Below are 13653 nucleotides of genomic sequence, written 5' to 3'. Positions count from 1 at the left end.
AGGCATAGTTTACCGCAGTGGCTGAGGTCGCGTAATCAAAAGGCTACATAACTTTAAACAATGTAATAGACGCTCAAAAAAGTTTGCCTTGGCGATCGCTCCCCTATAGCCTGATTCCCCTATCAATCAACAATATCACCGTGGGGCTTCTCACACCAGACTATCTAGCTCTAGGTCGCAATTGTAAAGATTTTTAACAGATAAATTTTTAGTTACTCCCAAACATCGCCAGAACCAACAATACTAGCCTCCCATTGTCAGGTGTCATAAAATCTGGTCAAACAATAATTGTAACCTAAATCCTGTAAACTAAAGCAAGTGATTGCGATACCATGCTTAATAATGTAAATCAAATCACATAACCTTATGGAGCCAGACTCTTTACCCACCGAGGTGATTTTAACCCATCCGCGTCAAAGCCTTGGTAAAGCGCAACTTGATTGGACACCCCAACCGGGAAATTATCTCGATTTTGCAGGAAAAACCTATGTGGTTTTAGAGCGCCGCCATAGATATCAACTAAAAGCCGGGCGCTACCGTTTGCATAATATAGCCCTTTACGTGCAGTCAGCTCAAAGACCATCTGAAAAAACATTGGTAGCTGGACGTTGGGTAATCGGCGATGCTAGTTGTAGATACAATGCCCATTCAGAAATCATCCGTTGTGCAGTCAACCCCAATGGCCCTTGTAATTCTTGCCATCTTTATGAAAACTTAACGGAATCACGGAAGTCCCCACCTTCAACGAAGTAAGGTGGGGATGGACAGTGGACGATGACGAAAACATCTTGAGCCGACATCAACCGCCTGGTTGATTAGAGATCGGGATGGTTGAGGAATCGTCAATGTTTGTGAGACAATATTGGTGGTTGTTGACCCACCCGAATGACTAAGAGGCCACCCTTGGGGTATAAAGTATGTACTCGGCAGAGATCGCTTAAGCTGAAAACCTAGCTGGTTGACCATTGTCGTAAATCCAAGGCGAGTAAGACGAAAAGTAATTAAACTGTCGATAGAAGGCGGATAGCTGCGCGGGTTCTTTCTTGAGAAGATAAAGGTAGAAATACCAGAGACGCTGTGTAAGACTTAGACCGGATTTGGTTCCGCTTCCTCAGTAATGAGTACGCCCAACAGAGCAACGGCGAACGAGACGCGAAACGATGATGGTTGTTTCTTTTGAAGCTCCTGCTTCAGCGGATATTGCCGGAGTACTTCACCACTCAAGAGTTAGGATTTGTCATTTGTCATTTGTCATTTGTCATTTGTGATTTGTCATTTGTCATTTGTCATTTGTCACTACTCCCAATCCCCAATCCCCTAGGGACCGATGTCAAACACTTCTCCTACAGTTAAACGAGTTCCATTGACAAAATCCCATCCCGATTGGGGACGTTTACCTGCTGGTTGCACTTCTCGCAACACCAATAAGCCGTCGCCAGTTTGAACAATTGGACCAATTCCCTTGGCAATGCTTACCACTTCTCCAGGACTACCAGATATAGTTGACAATTGTGGTAATTTATGTGTTATTTCTTGTAATTTTATTGGTAGTTCTTGGCTATAATCAGAACCAAGGGGAGCGGTAGCGGTGATTTTTAGGGGTTGGTTGCGAAAGGTGGTAATACAGTTGGGGTAAAAGCCTCTAATTTGATTATGTAATTGAATGGCGCTGTTTGACCAATCTAGGTCATAGTCCTCTTTTTTAATCAATGGTGCATAAGTCGCCTCCAAGTTATTTTGGGGAATGGGTTCAAGTTCTTGGCGTTCTAGCTTGACCAAGGTTTCGACTAATAAATCTGCACCCATAACAGCTAACCTCGTGGCTAAATCTTGAGCATTATCGAGTAATGCAATCGGTGTAGTTGCTTTGAGCAGCATTGCGCCGGTATCCATACCTGCATCCATTAACATTGTCGTGATCCCCGTTTCCTGTTCGCCATTATGCAGACACCATTGAATGGGAGCTGCGCCCCGATATTGGGGTAAAATTGAACCATGCACATTAATGCAGCCCAACTTCGGCATATCTAAGATTTTTTGGGACAAAATTTGTCCATAGGCGATGACGACAAACACATCTGCTGCTAATTGTTTGAGTTGTGTTAAGGTTTCAGGATGTTTTTTCAGGCGTGACGGTTGCCAAACTGGTAGATTGGCAGAGGTGGCTAGGGTTTTTACAGGTGTTGGTGTAAGTTTATTCCCCCGTTCTCGGCGTTTATCTGGTTGTGTTATTACAGCCAATACTTCAAAATCAGGGTGATGGAGCAATTTTTCCAAAGTGGGGACAGCAAACTGTGGAGTACCAAAAAATACAATTTTCATGTCAATTAATAGTTAATATCAACATTTTAGAGTCAGCACCAAAGCCAAAAACCCTTGGACTGGGGTCACTATAACGGAACATCAGACCAAGCGCCATAGTCTAAATCACTTGGAGATCAACTAATCCTACCCTTATGGTAAAACCACTCATCGCACGGTTAAATCAGGTTTTTTGGAGTCGTTTCAGGGGCTTGGGCGACGCAATTCCCAGCTTTACCCGCTTTGACCAAAAAAATGGGATTCAAGCCCCGTCCTTCTAGGACGGCTTTATGATAAAATTCAGGTTATAGTCGCCATAGGGCATTGGGAGACTTTAAACGGACATGGAGGGATGGTAAGACCACTTGTGGCGCAAACCAGCGAAGTGTCAAGGAATCCTCGCTCCTTTAGGACGAGGAGGTATGTCAAAGTTCGACCAATTTATTGATGTAGAATATAGCTGCCCCATGCCCCATGCCCCATGCCCCATGCCCCATGCCCATTTTAGTGTGTCCTAGTGTAGGGGGTTACTTATGTATTTTTCTCAACAATTTTTCAATAAATTGGTTTTTTGGTGCTAAAGTGTTTTGGTATTGGTGAAACCCAAGGTTCCTTGATAGACTTATAGTAAGTTAGCCAGCAGATAAGCTACTAACAACTGGTAGTACTGCTAGCAAGCGTAGTTTTTTGGCAATGTCTGGCGACAAGCCACTGTGCTTCTACCTGTTCAATGTCCTTGCTATTTGTTCCCTAGAATTCGGTTTTCGGTGTATTTACATCTAGAAGATAGCGTTGCGTTCTGGAAATTCTTGCAGAACAAATTTTAATTTCTGTTTGGGGGTAGATGCCACTAGTTGTGATCGCTTAGTATATGTTTTCCGTCAGCTTTGTCATGTTTTCCAGTAACGCCTCATTTCTCCCGTAATTGAGATTCGCGCTGTTGTAGCAGCTTATATAGTGGTGAGACTCCTATAGGTTAGCTCTCGCTAACAGTCCTGGTAACAGCTTACGTATAAGTCGGTATTAATAGCCTGAGTACTAATTTAATACTTTTTGACCTAACCTCTATTTTGGTCTGGTTGAGTTTTAAATGCGGTAGCAGTCTGTTGTATCGCGTAATTTCTCAATTCATCTGCATCGCCTTGATGATAGCAGCTAATTTGTTAGTCGTAGGGTTTTCTCGCAGCAAGGTGTAAACAATGATACTAAAGTTTTGTAAAAATCTGCTAACTTTGAAGAAATTATCTCGTTAAAGCTTTTAGTTTCTTGTTATACATATAATCATACCCCTGCCCCCTTTGCTGTATAGGCATTGCTCCTCACATAGCAACCGCCCCTCTAGAGAGTCAACACATGCTTAAACCTCTTTTGCTGTCAGGATGGTTCCGCGTACAACCATTCTTGAAATATGTTGTCCTTGTGATTCTCATCGCTCCTTTAGTGGCAACCTCGGCTCACTCTACTTCAGCGAACCAATCACAAATCAGTAATAATACGGATAATACCAGAGAATCTGACTCTGAGTCAAAAAAAATCGCTGCTGTTAGAGAACTTGATTTAGCTGAAGCAGTCAAAGCAGCTCAAATCAACTCCTTGACAGCAAAAGTTGACTCTGTTCCACCTGTCACGGCGGTCGTTGGGGAAAAGCAGGGATTATCATCAGTACAGAAAATGGAGTCTGTGGGAGGAGAAGTCCACTTCTTTACAGCTCATTCTCTATCAAAGAGCAATTTGCCTTTTACTGATCCCTTAGCAGCAGTGGAACTCGCACCATCTACAGACCAGCCTTTGAGTCAACTTATTTTGGTGCAAAAATTAAAAGCTGCTCGAGTTCAATCATTGAGAGATGCTAATAATTATTTGCCAAATCAGGGTGCTGATGTCGAATCATTGGCAGCAACTCAAATTACACCAAATTTGATACAATCACAACCAAACCCCAATCCGGAAGTACCGGTTTCGGAACAACCATTAACAGAACAAGCAGAACAAACCGATCCCATAGGTAGTCCTCATCCAATTCCTTGGAAATGGATCACAGCTACTCAGGAGGCTATTGGTTCTCAAGGTGGTTCGGGAGTGCGCTACTATCGTAGTGCGCCTGTGGTTTCTCCCGATGGGAAGTATGTGGTTTATAGCAGGGTGAAACTCGAAGTCAGACCGGAATTGTATAATAGCCGTGTCACCAGCGTTTTGTTTATAGAGGATAGACAAAACAAGATTTTGCGGGTGATGGCTACAACTTCTACGGCTAGTGATCCCCTATTAAAGACCCAGTTATCCTCGCCAGAACAAAGCCAGAACAGCGGGACAATTGGTGTATTAGTTCCAGTTAGCTGGTCCGAGAAAGGCGATCGCTTCTTAGCACGCAAATTCCAAGCCATATTCAACACCGCTGATGCTACAGATTATGCAGTGATTTGGGATCGCCAAAAGAATAATACCAACACTGTAACTCCACTTCAACAGGAAGATGAGCATGAAAAAATTGCCATTTTGTTGGGTTGGAGTAAGAGTCAACCAGATCATGTGTTGTTCCGTGCTGGGGAATTAGGCGACGAAAATTGGCCTTTGGTGAAAGTTGCTAGTGATGGTAAGACTGTCACCACAACCACAGATGCTGATCAACCGATTACTTTTGGTGACAAGGTTACAGAACTTTGGGCAGATCCACAAGTCGCTTCGCGATAGTGTTCATCACATTTGATTAAGTCCCGTTGTCGGATGACAACGGGTTATTTTTTTATTTGTCATTAGACATCTGGGGAAATTAATTATGCTTTGCTCGAAAGTCTTGCTAGGGGCGCAAGGCCTTGCGCCCTTACCTCATTTCCCCAGATTGGGTAGGTTTTGCCCAAAAAACCCAAAACATACCCAGTATGCCTTAGCAATGGGGGGAGAAGATAAAATTCATAAAAATTAACATTGAAAAAGAGAATTGGACACTGTAAAATTATGTTGATTGTTCACTACTTTCCAATTCTAGTGGATTTTCCTTTACCCGACGGATGGGTAAATTGGCAATTAAAGCGGTGGTGCGTTGGTTGCTTTCTAGAGAAAATTCTAAACCATCGGTATCAATTTCCACATAACGGCAGACGATTTCCAGGATTTCTTGCCGCATTTTGTCTAGAGTTTGAGGGTCTAAGTCGGCGCGGTCGTGGGCAATCACAAGTTGTAACCTACGTTTAACTTGAGTACGACTGTTGTCAGGTGAGCGAAAAAAAAGTCGTTCTAGAATTTCGAGAATCATTGCAAATAGGTCTGTGGAGACGGAAAAATGAGTTAAACAATCTTAGTCCACAACAACTTTCTCAGACGGGCGAAAATGTTGTCATTGGGTGAGTCAAGCTCAAGAAATTCGACAGTCTCCCCTTCCAATCTACGAGCAATGTTCTCAAAGGCTGTGGCAGCTAAAGAGGGATTTTCTGATAGTACTAAAGGTTCGCCGCGATTGGTAGAGACAATCACACGCTCATCGTCAGGGATGACCCCAATTAGAGGGATGGCAAGAAGTTCTTGGACATCCTGCACAGACATCATATCATTTGCCCGTACCATTGCGGGTCTAATCCGGTTAATTATTAGATGAATTCGCTTAATGCCTTGTGCTTCTAGTAACCCGACTACACGGTCAGCATCCCGAACGGCGGAAATTTCGGGAGTGGTGACAATTAAAGCTTCTTTGGCTGGGGCGATCGCATTTTTAAACCCCATTTCAATTCCCGCTGGACTATCAATAATCACATACTGATATTTTTGGGCGAGTGCATTCACCAATAACTTCATCTGGTCGGGGGTGACAGATTCTTTGGTGCGATTTTGGGCTGCTGGTAGGAGTACCAGATTGGTTTGGCGCTTATCTTTGACTAAAGCTTGTTCTAAGCGACATTCTCTAGCTAGGACTTCTACTGCAGTATAAACAATGCGGTTTTCTAGCCCTAGCAGCAGGTCTAAATTTCTCAGACCAAAATCCGCATCAACTAAAGCAACTTGACGCCCAATTTTGGCTATAGCCATGCCCAGATTTGCCGAAACTGTGGTTTTACCCACCCCTCCCTTACCGGAGGTAATCACAATAATGCGAGTCATGATAGAAACGCGCTCGATGAGGGTTCAGGAATTATATTGACATACTCCCCGCCCTTTAAGGGCGGGGATTCTGGAGTCAAATAGCAATTGCTGGCTCTTGCCAGTCTAACATCACCTAACCCAATGGTTGATGCCCCAACCATTTGAATATTTCTCGCGGCGTTTTCATCACGTCCATTAATTGATTGACAAGACGGACAACGCCACTGTCTTATGGATAAATCTAGATTTTCTAAAATATGCCCACAATGAGAACAAGTTTTACTAGATGGATACCATTGATCTATATAAACAAGTTGTTTGTTTTTCTTTTTAGTTACCCATGACAATATTTGGAGAAATTCTCCAAAAGCCACGTCTGATATTTTTCTACCCCAAAGACGTTGCATACCTTTGAGGTTTAGGGTTTCAAAACATAAAACATCAAACTTGTCTGTCAATTCATGAGCTAATTTCCAGAACCAATCACGTCGGCGGTTACAAACATTTTCATGTTGACGAACTAAATTTTTTCTAGCTCTTTCACGATTATTTGACCGTTTTACCTTTTTGGAGTGGTTTTTACTAGCTTTCTTAATAGCATTCAGAGATTGCTTGAGAAATTGTGGAGAATCAATTAAAGTTCCATCAGAGCAAGTTAGAAATGTCTTCAATCCGAAATCAAACCCCGCTATTTTACCAGTCGTTGATTTAATTTCTGGTTCTAACTCATTATCAACTACAATCACCATAAATAACTCACCTAGTGCAGTGCGTTTAATGGTTAATGTTTTGATTTTGCCCTCTACTTCTCTAGATTTCCAAAATTGATAAACTCGATTGGCAATTTTAATTCTATTCCCACTTAAAAGTTTATAACCTGCTTGTTTAAGCGTGAATGATTTGTATTTTTTAACCTTTTTAAAATTCGGTGGTCTGACTCCTTTCTTATTATGTTTAAAAAATAATTGGTAGGCTTTCTCTATGCGTTGACAGATATCTTGCACTGCTTTATAACCTATTGATTGCCAAAATTGATGACGTTTTCTTAATTTGGCAATATGAGACTGGAGTTTTGCACAGTTTAAGTGTTTGCCCCACATGCGATAGTACCGTTTATGTAGAGAAATACAATGGTTATAGATCACCCCTGCGGCGTTGATCATCCGTTTCAGGTGTCTATTCCTTTTGTGTTCGTACAGCTTAAACTTTAGTGTTTTCATGACAATATTATATCAAAGTCGCCCTAGAAGGGCGAGGCTTTAAACCCATTTCTTTGGTAAATATTCATATATCTTGATTGATCCGATTTAATTGACTGCGGGAAAAATCAATCGCTCTGGCAATGCGAATGCCTTCTGGCATAATATGCGCCACTTCTGGCGAAAATTGCATTGGCGATTTTTCAGGTGCCCTAGCGACAGCATCTGCGATCCGCAATTGGGTTGGTTCCATTTGCAGGGCCATGATGAGACAATCGCGATTGCCCCTGGCACCGGCATGGGCAACACCACGTAGACGACCCCACACTAAAATATCTCCATCTGCAACTACGATACCACCTGGATTTAAATCTCCCAAAATAATTACACTTCCAGGATGACGAATTTCTACTCCAGAACGGACAGTCATTTCCAGATAGAGGGCGTCGGCTGGGGCTTTTGGGGTGGCTTTGGACTCAGAACTTAGGGAAGTTTCTGGCTGTAGTTGTTCTACAGAATAGCCTGATGTTACCGCAGCGATCGCTGTTTGACGACGACTCGTGGCTACAGATTTGAGTTGGAGTTGAATTTCGCTTAAAGTCTCAGAGAGTTCTTGCAGTTGTCTACTATCCAACAAGCGATCTTGTGCTATCAGATGCACCATTGTATTCGGTGTACGGAAGCGATCGCCACCATTGAGCCGTTGTCTCATTTGTTGCCAGATTTGAGACCAGGTGAGGTCTGAGGCAGGTACTTGAGATTCAGTAGGTAAAATTAATAATAGTCGTCCCTCCTCAGTTTTCAACTGGACTTGGAAAGGGTGATTTAGGCTATTTTCTGGTATTGGTGTTTCCAGAGAATATAAATCAGAAAGGGAAAAAATTGCATCTATTTCCCCAATACCAGGATTTGACCTGACATTCGCAGGTGCAGGATTTGACACGACCTCCGCAGGTGCAGGATTGGCATGTAAATATTGGAGGACAGAATTTACCTCCGTTTCCGGCACAATAGAATTTGACTCTGCTGGTAAAACAGCAGAATCTGATTCTAGATCAGCAACGGGAGAATTGACCTTTACTTCAGAAAGGTTAGATATTGACTCTGCATCAGAAAGTGCAGAATTTGACTCTAAATCGGGGAAAGCAGAATCAGAAGTCATAGCAGCACCAGCCAAAATCCAAGGAACACTTGTAGTAATTACCTATAATAGATTAGTTGCTTTTAGCCGTAAAAACCTAATCAAAGAAAGTGCTGAGTGCTGCAAAAGGCAAGAGCTACGCCTCGCTATGCTAACATTACTCAGCACAGGCTACGCCCCCCAATACTGCGTAGGATTTGCAGGGGAGGCAGGGGAGGCAGGGGAGGCAGGGGAGGCAGGGGAAGCAGGGGAGGCAAAACTCTTCCCCTACCTCCATTTCTCCCCCTGCTCCAAGAGCTTGCCTCAACCAAGAAATTCCAAAACCTACGCAGTATTGCTACGCCCCCTGACGCTAACAGCACTCAGCACTAAGCATTCACAGCTGTTTTTGTCAATCTTCGATAAATCGTCCCCAAGGCTTCTGCATCGCCGACATTACCGGGAAACAACACCACTGGTAAATTGGGAAACAGGGGATGGTTCCAGGGAGTCAGAACCATCGAACAACCGGCTAAAATTTGACCCTGTAATCGGGCTGAAGTTAAGGAAAGACCAGTACTCAAGACATCGTTGGAAGTAATCCCACCCTTGCTGATTAAAAATCCGATATCAGATGGTAAACCCCGGACAATATCCATCAATAAACCTGATACCTTGGTGCCAAATTCCAACCGTGTGTTGACATCCTTAAAAGTCAGTTCCTGACGGCTGGTATAAACCACTGGTGTTTTACCAGCTGCGTATACTGCCCGGATATTTTCCAGGCTCTCGGTTAGCAGTGTAGCAGATGGATTTGCCGCTTCATCAAGTAATCGAGCAACATTGATTTCGATTCCCGCTGTTCCCTCGACTGTTAACAAGGCTTCTAACTGCTGGGTTGTCTTTTTCACATGGGAACCGACGATGACCGCGCCCGGTTTACCACCACGCACATACTCTGCCATATTTTCGGCGGCGATGGGTTGGGGCGGTAAGGCTGCTAAAGCTGTTAAAATACTGGCAGCAGAGCGAAACAAAAAGCGTTTACCAAGACTTGCGGCTGCTAGAACATCCACGGCAAAAGCGTTGAGGTCTGCTTGGGTTTCACCATCGACCACACCACAGTGATTTCCACTGAGTTTTAATAAGCGTTCCCGACTACCAGCGCGGATATCAGTCAGTAAAAACCTTTCTACCGCCTCGGCATTGATACGCCCTTTGGTCTTTTCTTCTACGTACTTGGGTAAATAACTATGATGGTAGGCGAAAACTGAATCAAGGGCAAATTCAGTTTCATGGACTGGGGTTGGTACACCATCAATAATCAAGTAATGAATGCTGTCACGAGTGATGCGTCCAGCCTCAAAAAAGGCGGGTATGAGAAAATGAGCATCAAAAGGCCCCAGTTCTGCAGCTATGACATCAGTTTCCACTGGGTAATGTCCCCGCAAAGTCGAATCAGAACGACTAACAACGAGAAAATCGTCAATGCCTGCAGATGCTAACGCCAATTTTAAATTCTGGCAAACTTCTTGAGTAACAGATGCAGCCGATTCTGGGGTGAGAGATCTGGTGTTAGTCAAGACAAAGACAATTGGGGAATCATCCTGTAACCCAGATTTTAAAGTATCCACATCCCAACGCATCAGCAGCAAACAGCTGTGGACTGTTTGCGAACCCGTAGGGTCATCATCGAGGACAATGATTTTTGGTTTTAGGGTCATTAAACTCAACGGGGCGACTGTAATTTGCTAATTTCTGCTTGCACATCGAGGGCAATCTGCAATGATTCATTAAGAAATTGAGCGTATTCGCCAGCCTGAATACTAAGTTGCAAGGCTTGCAGATTCGCTAAATTATTCACAAATAACTCTTGATTGTGAGCAAGCAATTTTTTATTATCCCGCAAAATCCGTTCAGTTTTCCCAGCGCGGACTAAATCTTCTCTCATCGAAATATTGGGTAGAAACCCCGTCCTATAAGGACGACTTGATCATCCCTTGCGGGATCTAGTTTTTGAGTGGAGATAATCCCAGGAACTAGAAAACCTGTTTAAGTCCCTTCGCCCAACGCAGCTAAGATGTCCTTTCTACAAGCAACCGAGCCAATCGGTTTTAAAGATAGTCCGAACTAGGGAAGTATTCGGAAGTTTGTACCAAGCTGAGTCTCAAAGGGCTATTCACTTCTTACGTTGGAATAATTGGCTATTCCAATCCCCGTTCTTTGAGGACGGGGTTAGTGAACAGATACTGCTTTGTGTGTTTCCAGATCTGGCTAGCTGATCATTATTCGGAGTAAGCCACGGCAAAGCTACAATAGTACCCTAAAGAGGGATTATGGCGACCTTATAATTATATGACTGCTGCTACAACTGTAAAAACTGACTACGAAGCGATTATTGGTCTAGAAACCCATTGTCAGCTCAATACCAACACCAAAATTTTCTCTACCAGCTCGACGGCATTTGGTGCTGACCCCAATACTAACATCGACCCGGTTTGTATGGGTTTACCTGGAGTATTACCTGTACTCAACCAAAAGGTGCTGGAGTACGCTGTCAAAGCAGGTTTGGCTCTGAATTGTCAAATCGCTCCATATAGCAAATTTGACCGCAAACAATATTTTTATCCTGATTTACCGAAAAATTACCAAATTTCTCAGTATGACTTGCCAATTGCTGAACATGGCTGGTTAGAAATTGAGTTGCTAGATGCAGAGGGGAACCCAGTTCGTAAGCGCATTGGTATCACCCGTCTACACATGGAAGAAGATGCCGGAAAATTAGTACATGCAGGAAGCGATCGCCTGTCCGGTTCTAGTTATTCTCTGGTAGACTATAATCGTGCGGGTGTGCCTTTGGTAGAAATTGTCTCAGAACCAGATCTGCGTTCTGGACAGGAAGCTGCTGAGTATGTCCAAGAATTACGCCGGATTGTCCGGTATTTGGGTGTTAGTGACGGCAATATGCAAGAAGGTTCTCTACGCTGCGATGTCAATATTTCTGTACGTCCACTGGGACAAAAGGAATTTGGCACTAAGGTAGAAATTAAAAACATGAACTCGTTCAACGCCATCCAACGGGCGATTGAATATGAGATTGAACGCCAAATCGCCGCGATAGAAGCAGGCGATCGCATTGTCCAAGAAACTCGCCTCTGGGAAGAAGGTTCTCAGCGTACAATTAGTATGCGGATTAAAGAAGGTTCTAGCGATTACCGTTACTTCCCTGAACCAGATTTAGCACCAATTGAAATTTCTCCGGAACAATTGGAAAATTGGCACAGCCAATTACCAGAATTACCGGCACAAAAACGCCATCGTTATGAAACTGAGTTGGGGCTTTCAGTTTATGATACGCGGGTCTTGACTGAAGATCTCACAGCGGCTGACTATTTTGAAGCGGCGATCGCCGCTGGCGCAAATCCCAAAGCCGCAGCTAACTGGATTACTCAAGATATTGCAGCATATCTCAATAAGCAAAAACTCAGCATCACCGAAATTGCTCTGACTCCTACCAATCTAGCTGATGTCATCACTCGCATTGAAAAGGGCACAATCAGCAACGCTCAAGCTAAACAAAAATTACCAGATTTGCTCACCGGTATTTCTCCTGAAAAAGCTTTTGCAGGTCAAGAACTGATCACCGATCCTAGTGTCCTAGAACCCATCGTTGATCAAGTCATAGCCGCAAACCCCAAAGAATTAGAAAAGTATCGCAACGGTAACACCAACCTCAAAGGCTTCTTTGTGGGACAAGTTCTCAAAAAGACCGATAAGCGTGCTGATCCCAAGTTGACTAATGAATTGGTGGAGAAAAAACTCAATACCTAGCTTTGATTTTGGCCTCATCAGAAAAATGGGTCCCAAACCCCGTCCTTCTAGGACGGCTTTACATGGTATAATCAGCACAGTCACTAGGACCTTAATTGGTGGGTGAAACTCCCAGTGGCGGGACGTTCTGGTTAAAAGGCTGTTACTCTACATGGGTAATTCGGTACTCTGTACTCCAGTCCCAGCCCCCACAAGCAAGGACAATTAAGTGAGTGAGTAACAAGCATACGATAAGTAGACCCAATGGGCAGTTTACGCACTGCTGGGAGGGAGTAGGCGCAATTGACACCGCGCATCGCACGACACCGGGATACGGGTAAACGGTTCTGGGAGTTGTGGTACGAGCAATGCCATTCCTGGTATCTCCTTTTAAAGAATCTCCTCGCCTAAAGGCAGGAGAGTGTCAATGTGAAGACAATAACTTCTGCCTAGTATTTTCCCGGTAGTTTCTTCACAAAAACTTTACAGAATAAACAAAGAGGGGTCTTACCCTTCAATCCAAAAGTGCTATACTGTGTTAAGTAGATGCACCCTGATGATCTGGAGATCTGCCCAAGTGGCTCTCCTTTTTTTTGTCTAAATTCAGATCTTGCAACTTTTCAATAAGGGTAGGCTAGGCAATTGTCGGGAAACACTATATTTTAATAATTTTTTATCTAAATTAGATTAGATGATGGGTATTGCTCCTCATGCGAAAAATGATATACTGTGTTAAGTAGATGCACCCTGATGATCTGGAGAGCAGCCCAAGCGGCTCTCCTTTTTTTTTTGGAAGGGAGAATTACGGAGATAAGTTTATAAATTTTCTGCTCAAATTGGATGAGGGGTATTGCACCCCATCCCAAAAGTGATATACTGTGTTAAGTAGATGCACCCTGATGATCTGGAGAGCAGCCCAAGCGGCTCTCCTTTTTTTTTGGAAGGGAGAATTACGGAGATAAGTTTATAAATTTTCTGCTCAAATTGGATGAGGGGTATTGCACCCCATCCCAAAAGTGATATACTGTGTTAAGTAGATGCACCCTGATGATCTGGAGAGCAGCCCAAGCGGCTCTCCTTTTTTTTTGGGAGGGAGAATTACGGAGATAAGTTTATAAATTTTCTGCTCAAATTGGATGAGGGGTATTG

Annotated in this window: 9 protein-coding genes and 1 pseudogene; 3 read left to right on the top strand and 7 right to left on the bottom strand. The window is 43.5% G+C overall.

The window, feature by feature from the left end; genetic code table 11:
* The first annotated feature begins 366 nt into the window (after window positions 1-366).
* A complete protein-coding gene (locus HEQ19_10280) occupies window positions 367-753 on the top strand; it encodes a DUF6464 family protein (GenBank protein ID WYL99846.1) in 387 nt (128 codons plus the stop codon).
* Between the two features lie 564 nt (window positions 754-1317).
* On the opposite strand, the gene fmt is transcribed toward HEQ19_10280, so the two are convergent.
* Entirely contained in the window at window positions 1318-2322 is a 1005-nt protein-coding gene (gene fmt / locus HEQ19_10270; protein WYL99844.1) for a methionyl-tRNA formyltransferase, read from the bottom strand.
* A gap of 1332 nt (window positions 2323-3654) precedes the next feature.
* On the opposite strand from fmt, the gene HEQ19_10265 reads away from it, so the two are divergent.
* A complete protein-coding gene (locus HEQ19_10265; GenBank protein ID WYL99843.1) occupies window positions 3655-4992 on the top strand; it encodes a hypothetical protein in 1338 nt (445 codons plus the stop codon).
* A 262-nt stretch (window positions 4993-5254) separates the two neighbouring features.
* Here the strand turns inward: HEQ19_10265 and minE are convergent, their stop codons facing one another.
* From minE to HEQ19_10235, 6 genes and pseudogenes are all read right to left on the bottom strand, one after another.
* On the bottom strand, window positions 5255-5554 hold the full coding sequence (minE, locus tag HEQ19_10260) for a cell division topological specificity factor MinE (protein WYL99842.1): 300 nt from the start codon (window positions 5552-5554) through the stop codon (window positions 5255-5257).
* A gap of 32 nt (window positions 5555-5586) precedes the next feature.
* The gene (gene minD / locus HEQ19_10255) at window positions 5587-6393 is read right to left on the bottom strand and encodes a septum site-determining protein MinD (GenBank protein ID WYL99841.1); all 807 of its coding nucleotides are present in this window, start codon (window positions 6391-6393) and stop codon (window positions 5587-5589) included.
* Window positions 6390-7595: a transposase gene (locus HEQ19_10250; GenBank protein WZI67166.1), complete on the bottom strand. Its 1206-nt coding sequence runs from the start codon at window positions 7593-7595 to the stop codon at window positions 6390-6392. The genes minD and HEQ19_10250 overlap by 4 nt, the downstream gene beginning before the upstream one ends.
* 64 nt (window positions 7596-7659) lie before the next feature.
* Window positions 7660-8736, bottom strand: a complete 1077-nt coding sequence (minC, locus tag HEQ19_10245; protein WYL99840.1) for a septum site-determining protein MinC — start codon at window positions 8734-8736, stop codon at window positions 7660-7662.
* 347 nt (window positions 8737-9083) lie between these two features.
* Complete coding sequence (locus HEQ19_10240) at window positions 9084-10418, bottom strand: four-carbon acid sugar kinase family protein (protein ID WYL99839.1); 1335 nt, start codon at window positions 10416-10418, stop codon at window positions 9084-9086.
* Window positions 10419-10423: 5 nt separating this feature from the next.
* Window positions 10424-10642 (bottom strand): annotated as a pseudogene (locus HEQ19_10235) (hypothetical protein).
* 407 nt (window positions 10643-11049) lie between these two features.
* Between HEQ19_10235 and gatB the strand changes: the two are divergent.
* Entirely contained in the window at window positions 11050-12525 is a 1476-nt protein-coding gene (gene gatB, locus HEQ19_10230) for an Asp-tRNA(Asn)/Glu-tRNA(Gln) amidotransferase subunit GatB (GenBank protein ID WYL99838.1), read from the top strand.
* Window positions 12526-13653: the final 1128 nt, after the last annotated feature.

This window comes from Gloeotrichia echinulata CP02, from assembly GCA_038087035.1.
Lineage (GTDB): Bacteria > Cyanobacteriota > Cyanobacteriia > Cyanobacteriales > Nostocaceae > Gloeotrichia > Gloeotrichia echinulata.
The sequence above is the reverse complement of the archived record's forward strand: the minus strand, read 5'-3'. Positions and strand labels throughout refer to the sequence as shown.

Excerpts from the sequence above, each read along its gene's own strand:
- HEQ19_10265 (WYL99843.1), top strand. The coding sequence starts at position 3,655 with ATGCTTAAACCTCTTTTGCTGTCAGGATGGTTCCGCGTACAACCATTC.
- HEQ19_10240 (WYL99839.1), bottom strand. The coding sequence starts at position 10,418 with ATGACCCTAAAACCAAAAATCATTGTCCTCGATGATGACCCTACGGGT.
- minE (WYL99842.1), bottom strand. The coding sequence starts at position 5,554 with ATGATTCTCGAAATTCTAGAACGACTTTTTTTTCGCTCACCTGACAAC.
- HEQ19_10250 (WZI67166.1), bottom strand. The coding sequence starts at position 7,595 with ATGAAAACACTAAAGTTTAAGCTGTACGAACACAAAAGGAATAGACAC.
- minC (WYL99840.1), bottom strand. The coding sequence starts at position 8,736 with ATGACTTCTGATTCTGCTTTCCCCGATTTAGAGTCAAATTCTGCACTT.
- gatB (WYL99838.1), top strand. The coding sequence starts at position 11,050 with ATGACTGCTGCTACAACTGTAAAAACTGACTACGAAGCGATTATTGGT.
- HEQ19_10280 (WYL99846.1), top strand. The coding sequence starts at position 367 with ATGGAGCCAGACTCTTTACCCACCGAGGTGATTTTAACCCATCCGCGT.
- fmt (WYL99844.1), bottom strand. The coding sequence starts at position 2,322 with ATGAAAATTGTATTTTTTGGTACTCCACAGTTTGCTGTCCCCACTTTG.
- minD (WYL99841.1), bottom strand. The coding sequence starts at position 6,393 with ATGACTCGCATTATTGTGATTACCTCCGGTAAGGGAGGGGTGGGTAAA.